Genomic DNA, 22,948 nt, shown 5'->3' with positions numbered 1-22,948 from the left:
CCCCCTACAGCACCTCTTCCAGCCGCAACGCCTCCACCCCCACCTTCTGCCTGAACGCCCGCGTCGCCGGGTCGGGCACCAGCAGCAGTTCGTCCAGCAGCGGCTGCAGCGGCGTGCGCTGCGGGTCGACCAGCAGCACATGGCGCTGGCCACCCTCCTCTTCCAGGCGGCCCACCCAGTCGAGATCCACCAGCGCGTCGATCACCGATTCCACCAGCAGCGGGTCGGTGCTCAGCGCCTCGGCCAGCTGGCGCAGCGTCAGGCCGTGGCGGCGGCCGCCGTGGGCCTCGCTCAGCAGCCGCAGGGCGCCGATGGCCAGCGAGAACTGGTGCCCCGGCACCGCCACCCGGCGCACGATGCGCATCGACAGGCTGGGCGCATAGGCCGCGATCACCGCTCCCAGCAGCACGATCACCCAGCCGATGTACATCCACAGCAGCAGGATGGGCAGCGTGGCGAAGGCGCCGTACACCGTGGAATAGGTGGGCACCAGGCCCACGTACCAGCCCAGCACCTTCTTGGCCACCTCGAAGCCCACCGCGCAGAACAGCCCGCCCGCCAGCGCATGGCGCCAGCGCACGTCGGTGTTGGGCACGTAGTGGAACAGGCCGGTGACGGCCGCCGCCTGCAGGGAGAACTCCAGCAGGTTGAGCAGGAAGTTCACCGTGTCCGGCATGGCGCCCACCAGGCCGCGGCTGGCGGAGATCGCATAGCTGGTCATGGACAGGCTGACGCCCAGCACCAGCGGCCCCAGGGTGATGGCCGCCCAGTACACCAGCACCCGCTGCGCGATCGGCCGCGGCCGGCGCACCCGCCAGATGGTGTTGAGCGTGCGGTCGATGGTGAGCATCAGCGCCAGCGCGGTCAGCAGCAGCACCACCAGGCCCAGCGTGCCCAGCTTGGTGGCCTGCCGGGCGAACTGCGTCACCGCGGTGAGCACCGGCTTGGCGATGTTGTCGGGCACCAGCGTCTGCAGGAAATAGCGCTCCAGCGACACCTGGAAGCTGGAGAAGATCGGGAACGCCGAGAACAGCGCCAGCATCACCGTGACCAGCGGCACCAGCGCGATCAGCGTGGTGAAGGTGAGGCTGCTGGCGGTGAGGCCGAGGCGGTCTTCGCGGAAGCGGTCGCGCAGGGTGCGCAGGGTGTCGAGCCAGGGCCAGCTGCGCAGCCGCATCAGGGCGCTCAGGGCCCGGTGGCGCCAGGGTCGGCGCTCGAGGGTCACGGGGGGCATGCGCCTATCATGCCAGCCCATGGCCGACACACCCGCCCTGCCCGACCGCACCACTTCCGTCACACGCAACGTCGCCGTGGCCAGCCTGCTGGCGCTCATCGTGCTGGGCCTGGCCTGGGAGCTGTGGCTGGCCCCCACCGGCCAGCGCACCTGGGCACTGAAGGTGCTGCCGCTGGCCATTCCGCTGGCCGGCTTCCTCAAGTACCGCATGCGCACCTACCGCTGGGTGAGCCTGCTGGTATGGCTGTACTTCACCGAAGGCGTGGTGCGCGCCACCTCGGAGCGCGGCGTGGGCGCCGGGCTGGCGGCGCTGCAGGTGCTGCTGTGCGTGGTGCTGTTCACCGCCTGTGCCTGGCATGTGCGCTGGCGCCTCAAGCGTGGCCATGCGGCCGAAGCCGAGGCCGCCGCGGCCGACCTGCCCGCCCGCTGATGGACGTCGCCCCGCTGGATGCGCTGCCCGCGGCCCTGCGCGCCGCGCTGGGGCCGGCCCATGTGCTCACCGGCACCGACGCCGCCGCCTACGAGCAGGACTGGCGCCAGCGCTGGCCAGGCCGGGCGCTGGCGGTGGCCCGGCCGGGCTCGGCGGAAGAGGTGGCCACGGTGCTGCGACTGGCCGCCCGCCACGGCGCCAGCGTGGTGCCGCAGGGCGGCAACACCGGCCTGGTGGGCGGCGGCGTGCCCGACGACAGCGGCCGCCAGCTGGTGCTGAGCCTGGGCCGCATGAACCGCATCCGCGCCATCGACGCGGCCAACCTGACGATGACGGCCGAGGCCGGCTGCGTGCTGCAGGCACTGCAGGAAGCGGCCGCCTCCCAGGGCCTGCTGTTCCCGCTGAGCCTGGCGGCCGAAGGCAGCTGCAGCATCGGCGGCAACCTGGCCACCAACGCCGGCGGCACCCAGGTGCTGCGCTACGGCAATGCGCGCGAGCTGTGCCTGGGCCTGGAAGTGGTCACCGCCCAGGGCGAGCTGTGGAATGGCCTGGCCGGCCTGCGCAAGGACAACACCGGCTACGACCTGCGCGACCTGTTCATCGGCAGCGAAGGCACGCTCGGCGTGATCACCGCCGCCACGCTGAAGCTGCATCCGCAGCCGGTGGCCACGCTCACCGCGCTAGCGGCCTGCCCTTCGCTGGAAGCCTGCGTGGCGCTGCTGATGCAGGCACGCGCCCGGCTGGGCGCCGGCCTCACCGGCTTCGAGGTGATGAACCGGCTGTCGCTGGCGCTGGTGGCAAGGCACTTCCCGCAGCTGGCGCAGCCGCTGCCGGACGCGCCCTGGACGGTGCTGCTGGAGCAGTCCGACGGCGAGAGCGAAGCCCATGCGCGCAGCCTGTTCGAAGGCCTGCTAAAAGCCGCCATCGAGGACGGCACCGTGCTCGATGCGGTGGTGGCCGAGAGCCTGGCGCAGTCGCGCGGCCTGTGGCACCTGCGTGAATCCATTCCGCTGGCCCAGGCCGCGGAAGGCACCAACATCAAGCACGACATCGCGCTGCCGGTGTCGGCCATCCCAGTCTTCGTCGCGGCCACCGACGCGGCGCTGGCCCGGGCCTTTCCCGGGGCCGCGCTGGTGAACTTCGGCCACCTGGGCGACGGCAACCTGCACTACAACCTGCAGGCCCCGCCCGGCATGCCGGCCGCCGAGTTCCTGGCCCGCCACGAATCCGCGGTGAACCACATCGTGTACGACGGCGTGATGGCCCATGGCGGCAGCATCTCGGCCGAGCACGGCATCGGCCAGCTCAAGCGGGACGAACTGGTGCAGCGCAAGAGCCCGGTGGCGCTGGCGCTGATGCGCAGCATCAAGCAGGCGCTGGACCCGCAGGGCCTGCTCAACCCGGGGCGGGTGATCGACGTCAGCGCGACGACAGCGCCAGCCGCAGGCCGAAGCCCAGGAACATCGCCCCGATCAGCCGGTTGAGCCATCGCACCAGGCGCCGGCTGGCCTTGACCCGCTGGCTGGCGAAGGCGGCCGACACGGCCAGGAAGTGGCACCACAGCATTGCGTTGAAGTTGAAGATGCAGCCCAGCACCACGAAGGCCAGCGCCTTGTTCGGCGCCTCCGGCGCGATGAACTGCGGCACGAAGGCGAGGAAGAACACCGCCACCTTCGGGTTGAGCACATTGGTCAGGAAGCCCTGCCACCAGATGCGCCGCCAGGTGGGCGCCGCACCGGCATCCGCGACGGTGATGCCTTCGGCAGGCGGCGGCGACGGCCGCTCGCGCCGCAGCAGCATCGACAGCCCGATGTACACCAGGTATGCGGCCCCCAGCATCTTCACCACGGTGAAGGCGGTGGACGAGGCCGCCAGCAGCGTGGACAGGCCCAGCGCCGCGGCCAGCACATGCACCATGGTGCCGGCGCCGATGCCCAGCGCCGCGGCAGATCCGGCACGCCAGCCGTGGCGGGCGCTGCGCGACATGATGAGCAGCGAATCCGGCCCCGGTGCGACGTTGAGCAGCAGGCCCGAGATGATGAACAGCGGCAGATCCTGGATTCCGAACATGGCACGGCCCGGCGTTGATGGCTTGTGCGCATTCTCCCGGAGCCGGCCGTGAGCGCCGAGACCCTGCGCCAGCAGGCGCAGCTGGCCTTCCTGGCCAGCGGTGCGCAGATCGAGGTGGGCCGGCAGGACGACCTGCCGCTGCCGCTGGCGGTGCTGCGCACAACCACCGCCGACAGCCCGCATGTGCGCCAGGTGTTCCACGGCGGCCTCACCGCCACCGTGTACCAGCTGGAGGCCGGCGGCAGGCTGTGGGCGCTCAAGCGCCAGCGGCCGGAAAGCCTGGTGCGCAATGTCGATGGCCAGACCGCCTTCCTCAACGAGGTGCAGCGCCGGGCCGAGCTGCATGCGCTGCGCCACGACCCCGCGCTGCGGCACGTGGTGCCCACCCAGTACGCCTCGCTGCACGACGGGCTGATCCTGTCGCCCTGGATCGACGGCGCACCGCCGCGCCGCTTCGGCCCGCGGCTGTACCGACAGCTGTTCGGCACCCTGGCCGCGCTGGAGCTGCACGGCTTCTTCGAATGGGACCTGTGCCCGGGCAACCTGCTGGACGACGGCACGCAGCTGATGCTGTTCGACTTCGGCTACATGTACCGCTTCGATCCGCTGCGCCAGTTCAACAACAACGGCCTGGCCACGCCGATGTTCCATGGCGTGGAGCGCTTCGAGACGCGCTGCTTCTTCGGCCACCTGCTGACCAACCCCGACGGGCTGGACGAGGCCGGCCTGCTGGCCGCCTACCGCGAGGAGAAGGCCTGCGCGCTGCAGTACGCCCGGCACAAGCTGCAGCGGCTGGAGCAGGCCGGTGCCAGCGCCCCGGTGCTGCAGTGGCACCAGGCCCTGGCGCAGCGCTGGGAGCAGGCGCTGGCCGGCAGCGCGGCGCTGCAGCGGCTGTACCTGCTGGAATCGTTCCGCTCCTTCGTCATCGACCTGCTGGACGACCTGCACGGCCGCTCCTGCACGCCGGCCACGCTGCACAAGGCGGATGCGGTGCTCGACCTGCTGCAGCAGCATGCGCCGCTGCTGCGCGAGGCAGGCGGCCTCTTCTTCGGCGACGAGGCGCTGGACGACGCCGCGCTGCTGCAGCGCTACCGCGGCCTGCGCGCGCAGGCGCAGCAGTGGCAGCTGCCCACGGGCTGAGGCCACCCTGCCGATCAGGCAAAGCAGCCCTGGCCAGCGGTGTTTCTCCCACGATCGGCCCGCGCCGCTTGAGGCAAGCTATACCGTGTGCTCAAACGTATTACCACCGACCAGCTGCGCATCGGCATGTTCATCCAGGAGCTCGGCGGCTCCTGGATGTCGCATCCGTTCTGGCGCAGCAAGTTCCTGCTGACCGACGAGAAGACCCTGGCCAAGGTGGTCGAGAGCGGCGTGCCCGACCTGGTGATCGACACCGCCCGCGGGCTGGACGTGCCGGCGGTGGCGGCCGCCCCGGCGCCCGCACCGCCGATGGTCGCGCCACCGGCCGAACCCGGCGCCGCACCCGAGCCGCCGCACACCGTGCTGCCGCCGGCGGCCTCGCCCGACTATCGCCAGGCCGCCGCGCTGTGCGACCGCTCGCTGGTCGTCGTCAACACCTTGTTCCACGAAGCCCGCATGGGCAACGCCATCGACGCCGAGCACTGCGTGCCGGTGGTGCAGGAGGTGATCGACTCGGTGGCGCAGAACCCCACCACGCTCACCAGCCTGGCCCGCTTGAAGACGGCCAACGGCTATGCCTACATGCATGCGGTGGCGGTGTGCGCGCTGATGGTGTCGCTGGCCCGCACCATGGGCCTGACGCCCGAGCAGACCCGCGAGGCCGGCCTGGCCGGCCTGATGCTGGACATCGGCAAGACCCGCATGCCGCCCGAGCTGCATGACAAGCCGGGCCGCCTTACCGATGCCGAACAGGCGCAGTTCCAGGCCCATGTGCGCCATGGCCAGCAGCTGCTGCTGGAGGCCGGCGGCTTCAGCGAGGCGGTGATCGACGTGGCGCTGCACCACCATGAGCGGGTGGACGGCGCCGGCTACCCCGACAAGCTGGCCGGCGACCGCATCAGCCTGCTGTCGCGCATGGCCGCGGTGTGCGACGTGTACGACGCCGTCACCTCCCGACGGCCCTACCACGCGCCCTGGGACCCGGCCGAGGCCATGAGCCACCTTGCCCGCACCAAGGGCCAGTTCGACACCCGCGTGTTCCAGTCCTTCGTCAAGTCGGTGGGCGTGTATCCCAACGGCTCGCTGGTGCGGCTGCGCTCGGAGCGGCTGGCCGTGGTGCGCAGCCAGGGCCTGGCCTCGCTGCTGGCGCCCAAGGTGGCGGTGTTCTATTCGGTGGCCGAGCGGCATGCGCTGGAGCCCTTCGAGCTGGACCTGGCCGACGCCAAGGCCGACGACAAGATCACCGGCATCGAGTCGCCCGAGGCCTGGCGTTTCAAGGACCTGGACCGGCTGTGGCTGGGGCCGCTGAAATAGCGGATTGAAGCGATGGCCGTGCGGTTTGTCACGCACCGGCCGGGCCGTGGAGCGTGCGCTTAAGCCGCGGCGCCGGACGGTCGTCCTGTTACATCGAGGGCGACGTCATGCCCCGCATCCAGACACGCTTCCACCCGATCCACGGAGCACCCCCATGCTGAGCCTGCACACCAATTCCGCCGCCCTGTCCACCACCAACGCCGTGGGCAACACGCAGCGCGCGCTGTCCACCTCGCTGACCCGCCTGGGCACCGGCTATCGCATCAACAGCGCGATGGACGACGCCGCCGGCCTGCAGATCGCCACCCGCCTGGAAGCCCAGACCCGCGGCATGAGCGTGGCCATGCGCAACACCCAGAACGGCATCTCGATGATGCAGACCGCCGAAGGCGCCTTCGACGAAGTGACCAACATCCTGCTGCGCATGAAGGACCTGGCCACCGAGGCCTCCAACGGCTCGGCCACCGCCGACGACAAGACCGCCATGCAGGCCGAGTACGACGCGCTGGGCTCGGAGCTGAAGAACATCGTCTCCAACACCTCGTTCGCTGGCGAGAAGCTGTTCGGCACGGGCGCTTCCGCCGGTGCCATGTCGGTGGCCAAGTTCTCGGCCGCCGCAGGCGTCACCTTCCAGATCGGCGCGGCCAACACCGAGACGATGCTGGTCAACATCGCCACCGCCGCCAACAGCCTGACGGCCGACAGCGGCTCGCTGGGTGCCATCAGCGCCACCTACGATTCGACCGCCACCTCGGCCAGCGTGGGCACCGAGCTGACGGGCAGCGCCAACGCCACCATCGCGCTGATCGACACCGCGCTGAAGGATGTCTCGACGGTCCGCTCGTCGCTGGGTGCCGCTTCCAACCGCCTGGACCATGTCTACAACAACCTGTCGAACATGAGCACCAACACCCAGGCCGCCAAGAGCCGCATCACCGACGTGGACTTCGCCAGCGAAACCGCCAACATGACCAGCAAGCAGCTGCTGCTGCAGGCCGGCACCTCGATGCTCAAGCAGTCGTCGAGCATGAGCCAGCTGGCGCTGTCGCTGCTCAACTGACGACCGGCCATCGCGCCTCGCCAAAGCCAGCCTCCGGGCTGGCTTTTTCCTTTGGCGGCGGCGGAACAGGCCCGCTTTGCGGCGGCTGATCCGCCCATGGGGCCCACGGGCGCTGCCTAGACTGCGACAACCCCTTGCACAGCCGATGAACGCACAAGCCCAAGCAGCCCGCGCCGAACGCCACCGCCATGCCGGTCTCCAAGCGATGAAGGGCGCGCAATGGGCCGAAGCCCGCCGCGCCTTCCAGCAGGCGGTGCAGCTGGCGCCGCGCGACACCGCCGCCTGGCTGCACCTGGCCCATGCGCAGCTGCAGCACGGCGACGTGGAAGCCGCCATCGCGGCCGCCCGGCAGGCCCGCGAACTGGCGCCCGACAGCGCGCCCGCCTGCCTGACGCTGGCCGAATGCCTGGCGCTGCAGAACCGCCATGCCGAAGCCGCCGCGGTGTATGCCTCGCTGCCGGCCGGCGTGCCGCGCCAGGCCGACTACCTCTCGGCCCACGGCACCGCGCTGCTGCTGGCGCAGCGGCCGCAGGAGGCCATTCCGCTGTTCATCCAGGCGGTGACGCAGAAGATCGACCACGCCATCACCCACTACCGCATGGGCCTGGCCTTCCGCAACCTGCACCGGGACAAGGAAGCCAGCGTGTGCTTCCGCACCGCCATCACCGTGGACCGCGAAGGCGGCGTGCGCGCGCTGGCGCTGCCGCAGCTGCTGACGGCCAGCATGCAGGCCTGCGACTGGAGCACGCTGGCCGCCGACACCGCGGCGCTGTTCGACTGCATCGACCACGCCACCGACAAGACCATCGGCAACCTGGCGCCCTTCACGCTGCTGGCGCTGCCCGCCGGCGCCGCGCGTGAACGCAGCCTGGCCGAGCGCTACACCGCCTTCACCACCCGGCACCTGAAGCCGCTGCCGGCGCCGGGCCCGCGCAAGCCGGGCCGCATCCGCGTGGGCTACCTGTCGGCCGACTTCCAGAACCATGCCACGGCGATGCTGATCACCGAGCTGCTGGAGCGGCGCGACACCCAGCGCTTCGAGGTGTTCCTGTACTCCCATGGCGCCGACGACGGCAGCGCCATCTCGGCCCGCGTGCGCGCGGCCGGCGACCATTTCGTGGACGTGTCCACGATGACGCACAACGCCATCGCCCGCCGCATGCGCGCCGACGGCATCGACATCGCCATCGACCTGAAGGGCCACACGCGCCAGACCCGCTTCGAGCTGCTGGCCATGCGGCCCGCGCCGGTGCAGGTGAGCTTCCTCGGCTACCCCGGCACCACCGGCGCCCGCTTCATCGACTACGTGATCGGCGACCCGGTGGTCACGCCGCTGGCCCATGCTGCGCACTACACCGAGCACATCGTGCAGATGCCGGCCAGCTACCAGCCCAACGACAGCCGGCGCGCGTTGCCGCCCGCGCCGCCGCGCGCCGCCCTCGGCCTGCCGGAGCAGGCGGTGGTGCTGTGCTGCTTCAACCAGAGCTACAAGTTCAGCCCCGCGATGGTGGGCCTGTGGGCGCGCATCCTGGCGGCCACGCCGGGCAGCGTGCTGTGGCTGCTGAGCTGGAACGAACACGGCCAGCGGAACCTGGTGCAGGCCTTCGGCGCGCTGGGCATCGCGCCCACGCGCCTGGTATTCGCCGACAAGGTGCCGGCCCACCAGCACATCGCCCGGCTGCAGCAGGCCGACCTGTTCCTGGACACCTGGCCCTGCAATGCCCACACCACTGCCAGCGAGGCGCTGTGGGCCGGCGTGCCGGTGCTCACCGTGCCCGGCGAGACCTTTGCCAGCCGCGTGGCGGCCAGCCTGGTGAGCGCCTGCGGCCTGCCGCAGCTGGCCTGCGACAGCGAGGAGACCTACGTGCAGCAGGCGGTGGCGCTGGTGCGGCAGCCGCAGGCGCTGCAGGCCCTGCGCCAGCACCTGCGCGCGCAGCGGCTGCAGCTGCCGCTGTTCGACACCGCGCGTTATGCCCGCGACTACGAAGCCCTGCTGCAGCGCATGTTCGACCGCCACCAGGCCGGGCTGCCGCCGTCGCCGCTGCCTGCCGCCACCGACGGCACCGATTAGCGCCCGAAGCGCGCTGCTGTTCCGCGCTTGGCCGCGTGCCGCGTTTCCTAGACTGGCTGCACACCCGATTGCGGCCGTGCCGCTGGAGACCGCCCGATGAACAGCGCCGCACCCGCCAACTACTACGATGGCCTGAACCAGAAGCTGCTGGATGCCATTCCGACGGGCGCCCGCAAGGTGCTGGAACTGGGCTGCGCCAACGGCCGCCTCGGCCGCCGCTTCAAGGAGCTGCATCCCGGCGCGCAATGGCATGGCATCGACCTCTCGGCCGAGGCCGTGGCCACCGCCGCGCCGCACCTGGACAGCGCGCTGCGGATGGACCTGGACCATGCCGACTTCTCGGTGCTGGAAGGCGGCTACGACACCATCGTCATCGGCGACCTGCTGGAACACCTGCGCGACCCCGCCCAGGTGCTGGACGCGCTCTACGACATCAGCGCCGACGATGCGCGCATCGTCTGCTGCGTGCCCAACATGGCCCACATCTCGGTCATCCAGCGCATGCTCAGCGGCGACCTGAGCTACGACCCCAACGGCCTGCTGGACCAGACGCATGTGCGCTTCTTCTCGCCGCCCTCGCTGTTCAAGCTGTTCCTCGACAGCGCCTGGCTGCCGCACCTGCAGGACCAGTACCGCTTCGACCTGACGCCCAGCCCATTCGTCACCCATGTGCTGAAGGCGGCCGAGGCGCTGGGCCTGCCGCTGCAGACCGCGGTGCGCAACCTGGACTGCTACCAGATGATCGTGGTGGCCGCCAAGTGGCCGATGCAGCAGCTGATCAAGCCCGGCAAGCGGGCCCAGTTCAGCGTCATCGTGCCGGTCAACCGCATCTGGCAGGCCGAACTCAACATCGCCCGCTCGCCCGGCCTGATCGAGGCCGCGGCGCAGCTGATCCTGGTCGAGGCCGACAGCGCGGCCGAGGCCTATGCCAAGGGTGCGGCGCAAGCCCGGCATCCGTGGCGCGTGCTGGCCCACCAGGACGTGTACTTTCCGCGCGGCACCGGCTATGCGCTGTCGCTGCAGCTGGGTGCGCTGGAGGAAGCCGGCCTGGCCGGTGCGCCGGTGGGCTTCGTCGGCCTGTCGCAGGCGGCCGACGGCAGCCGCAGCCACAGCGGCGTGGTGGTGGACCGCCGCCACCTGCTGCGCAACCCGCCCACGCAGTCCGGCATCACCATCGACGAGCTGGCGGTGTGCCTGCATGCCAAGAGCAAGCTGGCCATCGACCCGCACCTGGGCTGGCACCTGTGGGGCACCGACCTGTGCCTGCAGGCCGAGGAGCGCGTGGGCCAGCCCATCGCGCAGATCCTGGACGTGCCGGTATTCCACAACTCGGTGGGCGACTACGACGTGCCGCCCGCGTTCCACGAAAGCGCCCGCGTGCTGCTGGCCAAGTACCCGCACCGCGCCAGCGTCGTCACGCTGATGGGCGAGCTGGTGCGCAAGAACGCCGCCAAGGCGGCCTGAGGCTCGGCGTGGTGGCAGGCCGGCTTGCCGGCCGGTCAGCTCGGCGGCATGCCGTCGCCAGGCAGGTGCGAGTACATCCAGAAGTCGCCTGGTGTGCTGCGCACCATCCGGTAGGAGCGCAACAGGCCTTCGCGCCGGAAGCCACAGCGCTCCAGCACCCGCAGCGACCGCGCGTTCGAGTCAAGCACCGTCGCTTGCACCCGTGCGATGCCCACATGGGCATGCGCCCAAGCAAACCAGTGAGGAATGTCGTCCGCCTGCAGCGGTCGGATCCCGACATGAGCGTGCCCGGCATCCGGAAGCGATTCGAAATGCATGCGCAGTTGACTCGTTTGAGAAGGGTGCTCAGACCTCCGGGCAATCTTCGAGCAAGCCGCCCGTCAGCTTGCCTTCGAACCGTGCCTGCAATTCAGCGACCAATTGCACCACCTTCGCCGGGGGCGTCGAGCGGCACGACACGATCTTGACACGGCCCGGTTGAAGCCTGACGACCGCGTCCACCGCCGGTGTCGCAAGCGCCGACCTGACATCGGCGACCCGGTATCCGGACGGCAATGCCTGCACCGTCAGTTCCTGGTCGAAGTGGCTGCAGCCCGAAAGGAAGATCGCGGTCACGGCGAACCACCTGGACGCTGCAAGTGCTTTGTTCATGGATGGGTTGGCATCAGCCCGCTGTGGTCGGGCTCGAAGCTTACGATGAGCCCGCCATGGGCCACTCCGCCCCTCCCTACGGATGCCCCTTGCCCACCGTCACATAGCCCTCGACGCCGTCATGCGCCAGCACGTCGTTGGCGGTGAACAGGTCTTGCGGCGCCTCGGCGGCGGCCTCATCGGCGTGGGTGCTCCAGCCGGCGAATGTCCACTGGCCCGGCGCCTGTGCCTGCCACACCGCGGGGTTGCGGTGGCGGTCGGCGATGAAGTCCAGCCCGCTCGGGTCGATGCCCAGCCAGCGGCAGAACAGGTCCTGGTGCGGCACCGGCGCCTGCTCATGCGCTCGCACCAGCGCCAGGCCCTGCGCGCGGGTGATGCGGCCGTGGCGGATCTCGCGGCTGGCATGGTCGGTCACGCGGGAGTAGCCGTGCTTGTGCAGCTTCAGCCGGTCGTGCAGGCCCATGTAGTTCCAGCAGTCCACATGGTCGTAGCAGTCGAAGGTGCGGGCGAAGGCCGCGGTGCGGTAGCCGTGGCTGGCCATCATCTGCTCATGCTGGGCCTTGGGGTCCCAGCGCACGTAGTTGCCCAGGTAGATGCCGCGCACGCCCACCTCGGCCAGCGCGGCATCGTCGGGGTAGCGGTACTGCCAGATGTCCTCTTCCTTCAGGGTGTCGAACATCGACAGCAGGTCGTCCGCCTCGCGACCCATCAGGTCGTGGTCCTTGCGGTAGCGGCGGGTCATCTCGGGCTCATGCTCGTGGGAGAACATGCCCACCTGCTCCAGCCCCTGGTGCGCGCCCCACAGGATCAGCGGGATGCGGTAGCGCACCGCCGTCTGCACCGGGAACACCGTCTGGCCGGCGATGCAGTGCCAGTACAGGCTGCCGAACTCGCGCAGGGTGCTGCGCACGATCTTCTTCACCGAATGCGGGTTGACGTTCTGCTGCAGCAGGTCGCAGTCGAAGCGGATGCGCAGGTTGGCCAGGTTGCGGATGCCCAGCGCGGTGTTGAAGTACTTGTTGTAGGTGACCAGCAGCGGGTTCAGGCCCAGCCGCTCCTTGACCAGGTGGACGATGTAGTACGAATCGGCGGCGCCGCTGACCGGCACGATGCAGTCGTACTGCTCGCCGCTGCGCGAGCGGTAGGGCGCCACCAGCGTGCGCAGGCGTTCCCAGCGCTCGGCCCAGTCCAGCGTGTCCTTCTCCTCGTGGATGCGGCAGCCGGAGCAGATCCCTTCGTCGTCCAGCACCAAGCCCAGCGGATGGGCGGTGGTGTAGAGGCAGCGGCGGCAATGCAGGAAGGAAGCGGTCATGGTGCGGTAGCGGGTTTCAGGCCACGGCGGCATCGGCCGCGGCATAGGCGGGCGCGCGCAGCGGCAGGCCGGCCAGCATGTGCTTGAGCTGCTGCACCGCATGCTCGCGGTAGCTCAGCATGTTGCCCACCGCCACGCACACCACGCCGGCCTGGCCCAGCACCTCGCGCGTGAGCGCGGGCTCGCCCAGGCCGCCGAAGGCGATCAGCGGCAGCGCCGGCAGCGGCCAGGCGGTGGGCAGGCGGCGGTCGAAGCCACCGGGCCGGCCCTCATGGCGCCAGTCCACCAGCAGCGCTTCGGAGAAGGCGCCGCCGCCCAGCACCTCCAGCAGCGCGCCAGGCAGCGGCTGCTGGCGGCGGCTGCGGTGGTCCAGCCAGGCCAGCGAGCCCGCGTCGTCCAGCGCCAGCGGCATCACCGCCACCACCGCCTGCGCGCCCAGCGGGCCAGCCAGCTCGGCGGCGGCCTGCGGGTCGTCATGCAGCAGGGCATCCACGCCCACGCGCTCGGCGCCGGCCTGTACCGCGGCCACCGCATCCGCGGCATGGCGGATGCCGCCGACGTACAGCAGCGGCGTGGACAGGCCGCGGCGCGACAGGCGCTGCAGCAGCGGCAGGTCGGGTCCGCCGCCGTGGGCCGCGCGGTCGATGCACTGCAGCACGATCTCGTCCACGCCCCAGCGGTCCAGGTTCTCGGCCAGCACCTCGGGGCGGCCCAGCGGCAGGTGGCGGCCATAGCCCACCGATTGCACCGCCCAGCCGTTCTTCACGGTGATGACACCGGCCAGTCGCTTATGCAGCATGGCAAAGCCCTTCGATCACGTGCGACAGCAACCGCCGGCCTTCGGCCTGGCTCTTCTCGGGGTGGAACTGCAGGCCCACCACGTTGGCGCGGCGCACCGCGGCGGTGAGCGGCGTGGCCGCATCGGCCCAGGCCAGCGCGCGGCGGTAGGGCTGCGGCGTGTCGAACACGAAGCTGTGGTTGAAGTACAGCGCATTGCCCTGGCTGGCGGCCAGCAGCGGCTCGTCGTCGGCCACCTCGATGGCATTCCAGCCGATGTGCCAGGCCGGCCGGCCCAGCGGCCGCACACGGCCGGGGATGAGGCCCAGGCCGGCGGTGGGCGTGTGCTCCAGCGATTCATCGGCCAGCAACTGCATGCCCAGGCAGATGCCGATCAGCGGCTGGCCTTGCGCCGCACGCTCGCGCAGCGCTTCGGCCAGGCCCTGCTGCCGCAGCGCCTGCATGGCCGCAGGAAAGGCGCCGACGCCGGGCAGCACCACCGCATCGGCAGCGGCCAGCGCGGCCGGCTCGCGGGTGCTGCGGCAGCGGTGGCCCAGGCCGGTGAGCGCCCGCAGCACCGAGGCCAGGTTGCCCGCGCCGTAGTCCACCACCGCCAGCGTGCGGCGCTTCACAGCCCCACCCCCACGCGGAAGCGGCGCTCGATGCGGCCGTCGGGCTGGATGCTGAACAGCTGCGTGTTGGTGGCCGCATGCACCTTGGCCCAGAAGGCCGGCACGGTGATGCCGAGGTAGTCGCAGTAGCGGGCGATGTACTCGGGCGCGCAGGCGTCGTCGTAGCGCTCCACCAGCGCGATGCCCTGCTCGCGGCTCATGCGGCCGAGGCGGATCTCCTCGTTCACGTAGTCGGTGGTGCGGCCGAAGCCGAACTTGTAGTGCTTGATCATCTGGTTGATCGGCGTGAAGTCCTCGTCCAGCGCGGTGACGCCGAACAGGTCGCCGGTCATCTCCACGCCGTCGCTGCGGATCTCCAGGCCGTCTGCGCAGGAGTACATCGCGTTGTTCACCAGCGACCAGTCGCCCATGAACCAGCCCAGGTACACGATCTGCAGGCCACTGGCCTCGAACTCCTGCGGCTGCGGGTACACGTACGGCAGCAGCTGGCGGCGGTCATGGCCGGCGTCCAGCATCCACTGCAGCCCGCTGGACAGGGTGTTCATGTGGCGCAGGTTGTTGCCGTCGTAGCCGGTGCGGCCCAGGGCCTTCATGTCGCCCAGCTGCAGCGCGGGGTTCTCGCCCCACAGCACCAGGTCGATGCCATAGCGCAGCGCGATCTGCGGCACCGCCGAGAACAGCGCCAGCTCGGTGGAGCGGAAGGAGTTGGTGAAGGTGTCGAAGCCCTGCCGCTTGAGCGTGCGCCAGGTGGCCGGCGCCGGTTGCGACACCAGCACGTCGAAGCCCAGCTCGATCAGGTTGGACAAGTTGTGCATGCCGCGGTGCGTGGCCTGCTCGGGCGGGTAGCTCAGGCACACCAGCAGCGGGTTGATGCCGAACTTGTCGCGCACCCACAGCGCCTGGCGGGTGCTGTCCTTGCCGCCCGACACGCCGATGATGCAGTCGTGGAACTGGCCCGGCTTGCGCCGGCGGCTGGCGAACAGGCCTTGCAGGATCTCGATGCGCTCGGCCCAGTCCACCTCGCGGGTGGCGTCCACGTAGTCGCACGCGGGGCACACGCCGGCTTCGCTGAAGCGGGTGTTGGGCCGGGTGTCGGGCTGCAGGCAACGCAGGCAGTAGCGCATCGGCAGGTGGCCTTTCGTCAGAGCCCGAAGCGAAAGCCCTGCTGCGCCGCCAGGGCCTGCAGGTCCTGCGGCACCTGGTAGTTGCGCAGGTAGGTGTAGTCGGGTCGGCGGTGGATGAATTCGCTGTAGGCGGCCGCGCGCCGGTTGTCGGTGGCGGCGATGAAGAACAGCGCCAGCTTGTTGCCGTAGTCCGGCTGCTCCACCTGCTTGGGCGTGGCGCGGTGGTCCATGCGGGTGTGGAACACCACCAGGTCGCCAGCCCGGCTGTCGAGCAGCACGCCGTGGCGGCGGGTGTAGTCCTCGTAGCGCTGCGCGGCATCGGGCTGCGAGCGGTCGGGCTTGGGCACGCGGTGGCTGCCGGGCACCACCGACAGGCCGCCGCCGTTCTCGGCCGTGTTGTCCTGCAGGTAGACGGCGCACTGGTACACGCCGTAGTCGGCGTTCCAGTGGTCCATCGAACCGGCACGCTCGAACATGTCGGTGTCCTTGTGCCAGCCGCCATAGCCGTCGCGGTGGGCGGCATGCTCGGGCAGCAGCACGAAGCCGGGACCGATCAGCTCGCGCAGCACCCGCGCCATGCGCGGCACGAAGAGCCGGCGCGCCACCTCGGGCAGTTTGAACAGGTCCACCAGGATGCTGCCGATGCCGGCCGAGCGGATGATGCCTTCCTGCAGCGCCGGGGCTTCGAAGCCCGCATGGACCAGCCGGCGCAGCACGGCCACCTCGTCGGCGGAGAAGAAGTTGCGCGTGCAGTGCCAGCCCTGGCGAGATAGCTGCAGCGCCGGATGCGGCGCGGGTGCAGCCGCCGGTGCGGCCGCCGGTGCGGGGGCGGGTGCGGCGTGATCGAGCGGCGATTCGAGCAGCGAGGCCAGCGCGCTGGCCGAGGGTGCGAGTTGCATGGCGTGGGCCTTGGTGGGGTGTCAGGTGCGGCGGGCGATCAGCCGCATGTTTCCGGACAGCTGCTGAGCCGCCAGGAACTGCTGGAAGGCGCCGCCCAGGCGGTCGAAATCGTCCACCAGCACCTGCTGCAGGAAGGGCTGGGCCGAGACATCGAAGCGGCCTTCCAGGATGGCCTCGCGCACCAGCTCGGCATCCAGCCGTCCGGGCGTGCAGGCTTCCAGCACCTCGTAGCCCAGCCGCTGCAGCAGGGCCGACAGCGACGCGGGGTTGAACAGGTTCACGTGCTCGGTGTCCACCGCCACCGACTCGGCGCCCAGCACCTGGGTGTCGAAGCCGTTGCCGTTGGGGCAGGTGAGCACCAGCAGGCCGCCCGGACGCAGCAGGCGCGAGGCGGCGGCGATGAAGGCTGCGGGATCGAACACATGCTCCACCACCTCGAAGCACACCAGCACGTCGGCCGGGTCGGTGGCCTCGGCGGGCAGGTCCTCCAGCGCCGTCTCGTGCACCGTGATGCCCTGGCGGCGGCAGGCCTCGGCCATGGCGGGCGTGCGCTCGACGGCCGACACCCGCTCGAAGGCGCCGCTGCCCAACGCCAGCGCCGCGAAGGTGCCGAAGCCCGGGCCCAGCTCCACCAGGTGGCGCGGCGCCACGCCATGGGTGCGGCAGGCCTGCAGCAGCGTGTCCAGCATCGGCGCGCAGATCTTCTCGCGCCGCCGCGCCTCCGAGCGCGGGAAGATGAACTCGCCCCAGATGCGGTAGTTCTCGGAGTGGGTGTAGTAGTCGTCCATCACCGCCGGCGTGGGCCGGGGCGACATGTAGAGCGTGTCGCAGTCGTCGCAGCGCATGAAGCGGCAGCGGTACTTGTCGAAGGCATGGTGCGCAGCGGCCTGGCCGCAGGCCGGGCACGGCACCGTGACGAACTCGGCCAAGCGCGCCTGCAGCCGCGCGATGTCGCGGGCATAGGCCTCGCGCTGCATGGCCAGGAACTCGGGCGAGCGGATCTCGGCGACGCTCAGCGCCGGTGCGGTGGGTTCTGCAAGAGCTGGCATGGCGGTCGAAGGCATGGGGTTCAATGGGTGGCGGCCGGATCGGCCTGGCGCTGCAGCAGGGCCCAGCTGGTGGGCGTGCCGCGCTTGACGTCGCGCAGCACGGTGCAGCCGACCAGGGCCTCCAGCTCGCGCGGGGGCAGGCCGAAGCCGGGGCGGATGGCGCGCAGGTGGGCGCGGGTGAGCACCTCGCCGGCCTTCATGTCCTGCACGATGTAGACGGAGCGGCGGAACTGCAGCGAGCCCTGCTCGGCCACGCTGGCGCCGAAGCGGGCGCTGCCCATGGCCTGCCAGGCCCGTTCGGTCTCGGTGCGCAGCTGGGCCAGCTCGGCCGGCTCCAGCGAGAAGGCCGAGTCCACGCCGCCTTCGGCGCGCGACAGCGTGAAGTGCTTTTCCACCAGCACCGCGCCCAACGCCACCGCGGCCACCGCGGCGCCGCAGCCCATGGTGTGGTCGGACAGGCCCACGTCGCAGCCGAAGGCCTCGCGCATCACCGGGATGCTGCGCAGGTTGGAGTTCTCCGGCGTGGCCGGGTAGGTGCTGGTGCACTTGAGCAGCACCAGGTCGCGGCAGCCGGCCGCGCGTGCGGTGCGCACCGTCTCGTCGATCTCGGCCAGCGTGGCCATGCCGGTGGACACGATCATCGGCTTGCCGGTGGCCGCCACCTTGCGGATCAGCGGCAGGTCGGTGCACTCGAAGGACGCGATCTTGTAGGCCGGCACGTCCAGCGATTCGAGGAAATCGACCGCGGTGTCGTCGAACGGCGTGGAAAAGCAGTGCAGCCCGCGCTCGCGGGCGCGGGCCATCAGCGGTGCATGCCAGTCCCACGGCGTGTGCGCCTCGTTGTAGAGGTCGTGCAGGCGGCGGCCGGCCCACAGGCTGCCGGGCTGCTCGATCACGAAGCCGGGCATGTCCACGTCCAGCGTCATCGTGTCGGCGGTGTAGGTCTGCAGCTTGATGGCATCGGCGCCTGCGTCGGCCGCGGCATCGACGATGGCCAGCGCCCGCTCCAGCGAGCGGTTGTGGTTGCCGGACATCTCGGCGATGACGTAGGGGCGGTGGTCGGGGCCCACCGCGCGCCCGCCGATCAGCATGGGGCGCCGCCCGCGCCAAGCAGGCGCGTGGCGTGCGGGAAGGTCTCGTCGGACATCGGGGTTTCTCCAGGCAGCACGAAGCGATCATCCGCCGCGCCGGCCTGGCCGTCCGGCCGATAAGCCGGGCTTTTGCGGGCCGACTCGCGGCCGATGGCGCGCCGTCAGCTGCGGCGGAAGTGCAGCACCTGGCCCTGGCGGCCGGCCGGCAGCAGGCCCGTGGCCAAGGCCACCCGCACCGAAGCGGTGTTGCCCTCGCGCACCTCCGCACGCAGCGGGCCGGGCAGCCGTGCGGCCAGCAGGCGCACCATGCGGACGCCCAGGCCGCGACCGCGGGCGGCGGGGGCCACCGTCCATGACAGCACCTGCGCTGGATCCGGCGCGCCGGGCGCAGGGGCGTCGGCGCGCACCGTGCCCACCGGCTCGCCGCCCAGGCAGGCCAGCCAGAGCTGGCGCCGGTCGTCGGCCAGCACCGCGGCCAGCCAGCGCTGGTGGTCGGGCCAGGCCACCGGCGCGCTGCCATGGCTGGCCTGGCGGGTGGCTTCGTCGTTGCGCCACGCCAGCAACAGGCGGGCGTCGTCCATCGTGGCCGGGCGCAGCGTGAGCGCCAGCCCTTGCATCGTGGCGGCCACGCGGCTGGCGCCCTGCCCGTCCACCAGGCCGCGCGCAGCAGCCGCCAGGCGGCGGCGTAGCGTGCCGGAGGCCAGCAGGCCGGCCAGGGCGCCGGCGATGGCCGGGGCATCGGGCACCGGTGCGTCCGCCGTGCCGGCCACCAGCTGCAGCACCTGCCGCCGGGCCAGCGGCTGCAGGGCCTGCTGCTGGTTGGCGGCCACGGCCACGGCCAGCGTGGGCGCGCCCAGGCAGCAGCGCTCCCAGGTGGCGCCGCCACCAGCCCCGATCTGCAGGCCATGGCGGCCGAAGAAGCCGGCCAGGTCGGGCTGGTCCAGCAGCAGCGTGGTGTGCGGCCGGGCGGCCACCGCCTGACGCAGCGCGGCCAGGTGCACGAAGGCGCTGCTGGCCGCCACCTCCACCGGGCCATGGAATCCCGCCAGCGTGCAGGCCTGCAACGCCTGCTGGCTGAGGCCTGCGGCATCGGTGCCGCCCATGAAGATGCCGATGCTGTGCACCGCCTCCTGCACCACGCAGGGCGTGGCGCCGGCATAGGCCGGGCCGAGCAGCGCATGGCCGGGCCCGGTGCAGCCGGGCGTGCCGGCCGGCAGCCGGCCGGCGTACTTGGCGGCATGGTCGTCGGCCAGGTTGTGGTCGATGAGCAGGTCCACCTGCAGTGGGCGGTCGGCCAGGTCGTCGATGGCGGCGATGGCGCAGCCCAGCGCCGCGGACACGGCGCGGTGCCAGCGCTGGTCGAAGGCATAGTGGTCCACCACCAGCCAATCGGGCTGCAGCGGCGCGGCAGCCGCAATGGCCTGCGCCGCATCGTCGGCCTGCGGCAGGCCCGCCCAGGCCGCATGGGCGGGCGCATCCGCATCGGGCTGGAAGCCGGGGGCCGGTGCCGGCAGCAGGCTGCAGCCGAAGCCTTCGGCCGCCACCAGCGCGGCCACGTCCAGGCCCAGGTCGCGGCAGACGAAGTGGCATTGCGCGCCGCGTGCGCGCAGCGCCTGCGCCAGCGACAGGCAGCGCCGCAGGTGGCCCAGGCCGATGCGGGCCGAGGCATCGGCGCGCAGCAGCACCTGCATCACACCGGCCCGGTGGTGGCGGCGGGCTGCCAGGCCTGGTACAGGCGCTCGGCGCGCTGCCAGTCTTCCTCGGTGTCGATGTCCACCACGCTCCAGGCGGGCAGCACCAGCGTGTGCGCATGCTGGTGGATGGGCAGGCCGGCGCGCCAGGCGGCAGCGCGGCCCCAGTAGAACTGGCCGGCATCGAAGTAGGCCGGCGGCAGGTCCTGGGTGCGGGTGAGGCTGTGCTCCGGCTGCATCGGCCGGCTGCTGCCGTCGGCCGCGCGCAGCAGCGCCCGCTGCACCGGCGAAGGATGCGCCGCCACCGGGAACACGAAGCCGGTGGCGCCGCCTTCCAGCACCGCCAACGCGGAGCGCAGCAGCGCCGGATCGAGCAGCGGCACGCCGGGATACAGGCAGCACACGGCCGCGTCGTCGGGCAGCTGCAGCGCGTCCAGCGCATGCGCGATCACCGGCACGGTGGGCGTGTGGTCGTCGGCGAGCGCGGCCGGACGCTGGAACGGCGTGTCGGCGCCGTGTTCGCGGGCGATGGCGGCGATTTCGGCATCGTCGGTGGACACCACGATGCGGTCGAACACGCCGCTGCGCTGTGCACAGCGCAGGGCATGCGCAATCATCGGCAGGCCGGCGAACGGCCGCACGTTCTTGCGCGGAATGCGCTTGCTGCCACCGCGTGCGGGAATGACGGCCAGCCGCATGTCAGCCCCCGGCCGTGGCCTGGCGCAGCACATCCACCACGCGGTCCTGCTCGGCCTCGGTCATGCCCGGAAACAGCGGCAGCGACAGCGCCCGCGCGTAGTAGCGCTCGGCCGCAGGAAAGTCGCCCGGACGGAAACCACGGGCCGCATGGAAGGGCTGGGTGTGGATGGGGATGTAGTGCACGTTGGCGCCGATGCCGGCCTGCCGCAGCGCATCGAACACCGCGCGGCGACTGGCGCCGGTGCGCGTCTCGTCCACCTCCACCACGTACAGGTGCCAGGCGCTGTCGGCATCGGGCCGGCGCGGCGGCAGCTGCAAGGGCAGGTCCGCCAGCAACGTGTCGTAGCGCGCGGCCAGCGCGGAACGCCGGGCCTGCATGGCGCCCAGCCGTGTGAGCTGGGAGCGGCCCAGCGCGGCCTGCAGCTCGGTCATGCGGGCGTTGTGGCCCAGCACCAGCTGCTCGTAGCTCCAGGGGCCGTCGGGCGGCTGGCGGGTCTGCGCCTGCCCGCGCACGATGCCGTGGCTGCGCAGCAGGCGCAGCCGCTCGGCCAGCGCAGCATCCTGGGTGGTCACCAGGCCGCCTTCGGCGGTGGTGATGACCTTTACCGCATGGAAGCTGAACACGGTGGCATGCGCGTAGGCATGGCCCACCGGCCGGCCCAGGTAGCTGGCGCCGGTGGCATGGGAGGCATCCTGCAGGATGCGGAAGCCGTAGCGGTCGGCCAGCGCGCGCATCTCGCGCAGCTCGCAGGGCAGGCCGGCGAAGTCCACCGGAATGAGCAGCTGCGGCAGCCGGCCGGCAGCGGCGGCCGCCTCCAGCTTGTGCGCCAGCGCGGCCACGCCCAGGTTGCGGGTGGCGTGATCGATGTCGACGAAGTCCACGTCGGCGCCGCAGTACAGCGCGCAGTTGGCCGAGGCCACGAAGCTGTTCGGGCTGGTCCACACCAGGCTGCCGGGGCCGATGTCCATGGCCAGGCAGGCCAGGTGCAGCGCCGCGGTGGCATTGGTCACGGCCACCGCATGGGCCACCTGGTGGCGGTCGGCGAAGGCGGCCTCGAAGGCGGGCACCTCCTCGCCCTGGGTGAGGAAGTCGGAGCGCAGCACGCGCACCACCGCGTCGATGTCGTCTTCCGAGACCTGCTGACGGCTGTACGGAATGAAGGCCATGGCCTGGTAGCCGCAGGCGTTCAGGCGGCCAGCACGCTGGCCGGGCCGGGCATGGCGGCGGCGGCATCGGCCGCGCCGAAGATCATGCCGCGCAGCTGCGCCACGCTGAGGAAGTCGGGGTTGGTGCCGCTGTTGTAGGAGAAGCCGGGCGCCACCATCGTGGCACCGGTGCGGGCGATGTAGTCCTCGATGCTGAACTCCGCCCCACCGCTGGGCAGGATGGCGTAGTAGCGGCCGAGGTCCACCGTCTGCAGGCTGTCGCAGGTGGTGATCATCTCCTCGTGGATCTTCTCGCCCGGGCGCAGGCCCACCACCGTCTGCTCGCAGTCGGGGGCGATGGCGGTGGCCAGGTCGGTGATGCGGTAGGACGGGATCTTGGGTACCAGCACCTCGCCGCCCAGCGCGTTCTCGATCGACCACAGCACCATGTCCACGCCTTCCTGCAGGCTGATGTTGAAGCGGGTCATCTGCGGGTCGGTGATCGGCAGCCGGCCGGTGGCCCGCTGCGACAGGAAGAACGGGATGACCGAGCCGCGGCTGCCCATCACGTTGCCGTAGCGCACCACCGAGAAGCGCATGTCGCGCTTGCCCTTGATGTTGTTGGCGGCGACGAACAGCTTGTCCGAGCACAGCTTGGTGGCGCCGTACAGGTTGATCGGCGCGGCCGCCTTGTCGGTGGACAGCGCCACCACGTTGCGCACGCCCTGGTCCAGGCTGGCCTCGATCACGTTCTGCGCGCCCAGCACATTGGTCTTGATGCACTCGAACGGGTTGTACTCCGCCGCCGGCACCTGCTTGAGCGCAGCCGCATGCACCACCACGTCGATGCCTTCCAGCGCACGGCGCAGGCGGTCGGCGTCGCGCACGTCGCCAATGAAATAGCGCAGCGCCGGGTACTCGCGGGTGGAGAAGGTCTGCGCCATCTCGTACTGCTTGAGCTCGTCGCGCGAATAGATGACCAGCCGCTTCACGTCGGGATAGCGGGCCAGCACCGTGTTGACGAAGGCGCGGCCGAAGGAGCCGGTGCCGCCGGTGATCAGGATGGACTTGTTGCTGAGCATGGGGCTTTCCT

At 71.1% G+C, this 22,948-nt stretch carries 21 protein-coding genes and 1 pseudogene; 7 read left to right on the top strand and 15 right to left on the bottom strand.

Annotated elements, in window-relative coordinates; all coding sequences use genetic code 11:
- Positions 1–4: 4 nt before the first annotated feature.
- On the bottom strand, positions 5–1,234 hold the full coding sequence (locus LRS14_RS29775; RefSeq protein ID WP_404977618.1) for a YihY family inner membrane protein: 1,230 nt from the start codon (positions 1,232–1,234) through the stop codon (positions 5–7).
- 19 nt (positions 1,235–1,253) lie between these two features.
- On the opposite strand from LRS14_RS29775, the gene LRS14_RS29770 reads away from it, so the two are divergent.
- Positions 1,254–1,664, top strand: coding sequence for a DUF2069 domain-containing protein (locus LRS14_RS29770; protein WP_046114804.1), 411 nt, complete (start codon positions 1,254–1,256; stop codon positions 1,662–1,664).
- Complete coding sequence (locus tag LRS14_RS29765; RefSeq protein ID WP_257802147.1) at positions 1,664–3,148, top strand: FAD-binding oxidoreductase; 1,485 nt, start codon at positions 1,664–1,666, stop codon at positions 3,146–3,148. The genes LRS14_RS29770 and LRS14_RS29765 overlap by 1 nt, the downstream gene beginning before the upstream one ends.
- Here LRS14_RS29765 and LRS14_RS29760 read toward each other — a convergent pair.
- The gene (locus LRS14_RS29760; protein WP_257802146.1) at positions 3,084–3,734 is read right to left on the bottom strand and encodes a LysE family translocator; all 651 of its coding nucleotides are present in this window, start codon (positions 3,732–3,734) and stop codon (positions 3,084–3,086) included. The two genes, LRS14_RS29765 and LRS14_RS29760, sit on opposite strands and share 65 nt — an antisense overlap.
- A 48-nt stretch (positions 3,735–3,782) precedes the next feature.
- Here LRS14_RS29760 and LRS14_RS29755 point away from each other — a divergent pair, with 48 nt between their 5' ends.
- The 5 genes from LRS14_RS29755 to LRS14_RS29735 all read left to right on the top strand — a co-directional run bounded on the left by LRS14_RS29755 (position 3,783) and on the right by LRS14_RS29735 (position 10,783).
- Positions 3,783–4,874, top strand: a complete 1,092-nt coding sequence (locus tag LRS14_RS29755) for a hypothetical protein (protein ID WP_257802145.1) — start codon at positions 3,783–3,785, stop codon at positions 4,872–4,874.
- Positions 4,875–4,961: 87 nt separating this feature from the next.
- The gene (locus LRS14_RS30530) at positions 4,962–6,188 is read left to right on the top strand and encodes an HD-GYP domain-containing protein (protein ID WP_257802144.1); all 1,227 of its coding nucleotides are present in this window, start codon (positions 4,962–4,964) and stop codon (positions 6,186–6,188) included.
- A gap of 154 nt (positions 6,189–6,342) precedes the next feature.
- Complete coding sequence (locus LRS14_RS29745; RefSeq protein WP_257802143.1) at positions 6,343–7,248, top strand: flagellin; 906 nt, start codon at positions 6,343–6,345, stop codon at positions 7,246–7,248.
- A gap of 145 nt (positions 7,249–7,393) precedes the next feature.
- The gene (locus LRS14_RS29740) at positions 7,394–9,319 is read left to right on the top strand and encodes a tetratricopeptide repeat protein (protein ID WP_257802142.1); all 1,926 of its coding nucleotides are present in this window, start codon (positions 7,394–7,396) and stop codon (positions 9,317–9,319) included.
- Between the two features lie 96 nt (positions 9,320–9,415).
- On the top strand, positions 9,416–10,783 hold the full coding sequence (locus LRS14_RS29735; RefSeq protein WP_046116017.1) for a bifunctional 2-polyprenyl-6-hydroxyphenol methylase/3-demethylubiquinol 3-O-methyltransferase UbiG: 1,368 nt from the start codon (positions 9,416–9,418) through the stop codon (positions 10,781–10,783).
- 35 nt (positions 10,784–10,818) lie between these two features.
- Here LRS14_RS29735 and LRS14_RS29730 read toward each other — a convergent pair.
- The 13 genes and pseudogenes from LRS14_RS29730 to pseB form a co-directional block, all read right to left on the bottom strand.
- Positions 10,819–11,016 (bottom strand): annotated as a pseudogene (locus tag LRS14_RS29730) (GNAT family N-acetyltransferase); the annotation flags it as partial.
- Between the two features lie 112 nt (positions 11,017–11,128).
- Positions 11,129–11,398: a hypothetical protein gene (locus LRS14_RS29725; protein WP_257802141.1), complete on the bottom strand. Its 270-nt coding sequence runs from the start codon at positions 11,396–11,398 to the stop codon at positions 11,129–11,131.
- Positions 11,399–11,510: 112 nt separating this feature from the next.
- Positions 11,511–12,746, bottom strand: coding sequence for an N-acetyl sugar amidotransferase (locus LRS14_RS29720; protein ID WP_257802140.1), 1,236 nt, complete (start codon positions 12,744–12,746; stop codon positions 11,511–11,513).
- A gap of 16 nt (positions 12,747–12,762) precedes the next feature.
- Positions 12,763–13,545, bottom strand: a complete 783-nt coding sequence (locus LRS14_RS29715; protein ID WP_257802139.1) for a HisA/HisF-related TIM barrel protein — start codon at positions 13,543–13,545, stop codon at positions 12,763–12,765.
- Entirely contained in the window at positions 13,535–14,155 is a 621-nt protein-coding gene (gene hisH / locus LRS14_RS29710; protein ID WP_257802138.1) for an imidazole glycerol phosphate synthase subunit HisH, read from the bottom strand. The genes LRS14_RS29715 and hisH overlap by 11 nt, the downstream gene beginning before the upstream one ends.
- Positions 14,152–15,279, bottom strand: coding sequence for an N-acetyl sugar amidotransferase (locus LRS14_RS29705; RefSeq protein WP_257802137.1), 1,128 nt, complete (start codon positions 15,277–15,279; stop codon positions 14,152–14,154). The genes hisH and LRS14_RS29705 overlap by 4 nt, the downstream gene beginning before the upstream one ends.
- A 17-nt stretch (positions 15,280–15,296) precedes the next feature.
- The gene (locus LRS14_RS29700; RefSeq protein WP_257802136.1) at positions 15,297–16,178 is read right to left on the bottom strand and encodes a phytanoyl-CoA dioxygenase family protein; all 882 of its coding nucleotides are present in this window, start codon (positions 16,176–16,178) and stop codon (positions 15,297–15,299) included.
- 21 nt (positions 16,179–16,199) lie between these two features.
- Complete coding sequence (locus tag LRS14_RS29695) at positions 16,200–17,243, bottom strand: class I SAM-dependent methyltransferase (protein WP_257802135.1); 1,044 nt, start codon at positions 17,241–17,243, stop codon at positions 16,200–16,202.
- A gap of 5 nt (positions 17,244–17,248) precedes the next feature.
- Entirely contained in the window at positions 17,249–18,319 is a 1,071-nt protein-coding gene (pseI, locus tag LRS14_RS29690) for a pseudaminic acid synthase (protein ID WP_257802134.1), read from the bottom strand.
- Between the two features lie 161 nt (positions 18,320–18,480).
- Positions 18,481–20,010 carry a UDP-2,4-diacetamido-2,4,6-trideoxy-beta-L-altropyranose hydrolase gene (pseG, locus tag LRS14_RS29685; protein WP_257802133.1) on the bottom strand — a complete coding sequence of 510 codons (1,530 nt, stop codon included), beginning with the start codon at positions 20,008–20,010 and terminating at the stop codon, positions 18,481–18,483.
- On the bottom strand, positions 20,010–20,708 hold the full coding sequence (gene pseF / locus LRS14_RS29680) for a pseudaminic acid cytidylyltransferase (RefSeq protein WP_257802132.1): 699 nt from the start codon (positions 20,706–20,708) through the stop codon (positions 20,010–20,012). Before pseF ends, pseG begins: the two co-directional genes overlap by 1 nt.
- 1 nt (position 20,709) lies before the next feature.
- Complete coding sequence (gene pseC, locus LRS14_RS29675) at positions 20,710–21,876, bottom strand: UDP-4-amino-4,6-dideoxy-N-acetyl-beta-L-altrosamine transaminase (protein WP_257802131.1); 1,167 nt, start codon at positions 21,874–21,876, stop codon at positions 20,710–20,712.
- A 20-nt stretch (positions 21,877–21,896) separates the two neighbouring features.
- Positions 21,897–22,937 carry a UDP-N-acetylglucosamine 4,6-dehydratase (inverting) gene (pseB, locus tag LRS14_RS29670; RefSeq protein ID WP_046116007.1) on the bottom strand — a complete coding sequence of 347 codons (1,041 nt, stop codon included), beginning with the start codon at positions 22,935–22,937 and terminating at the stop codon, positions 21,897–21,899.
- Positions 22,938–22,948: the final 11 nt, after the last annotated feature.

Source organism: Aquincola sp. J276 (assembly GCF_024700035.1).
GTDB classification, from domain to species: Bacteria; Pseudomonadota; Gammaproteobacteria; order Burkholderiales; family Burkholderiaceae_C; genus Aquincola; species Aquincola tertiaricarbonis.
The sequence above is the reverse complement of the archived record's forward strand: the minus strand, read 5'-3'. Positions and strand labels throughout refer to the sequence as shown.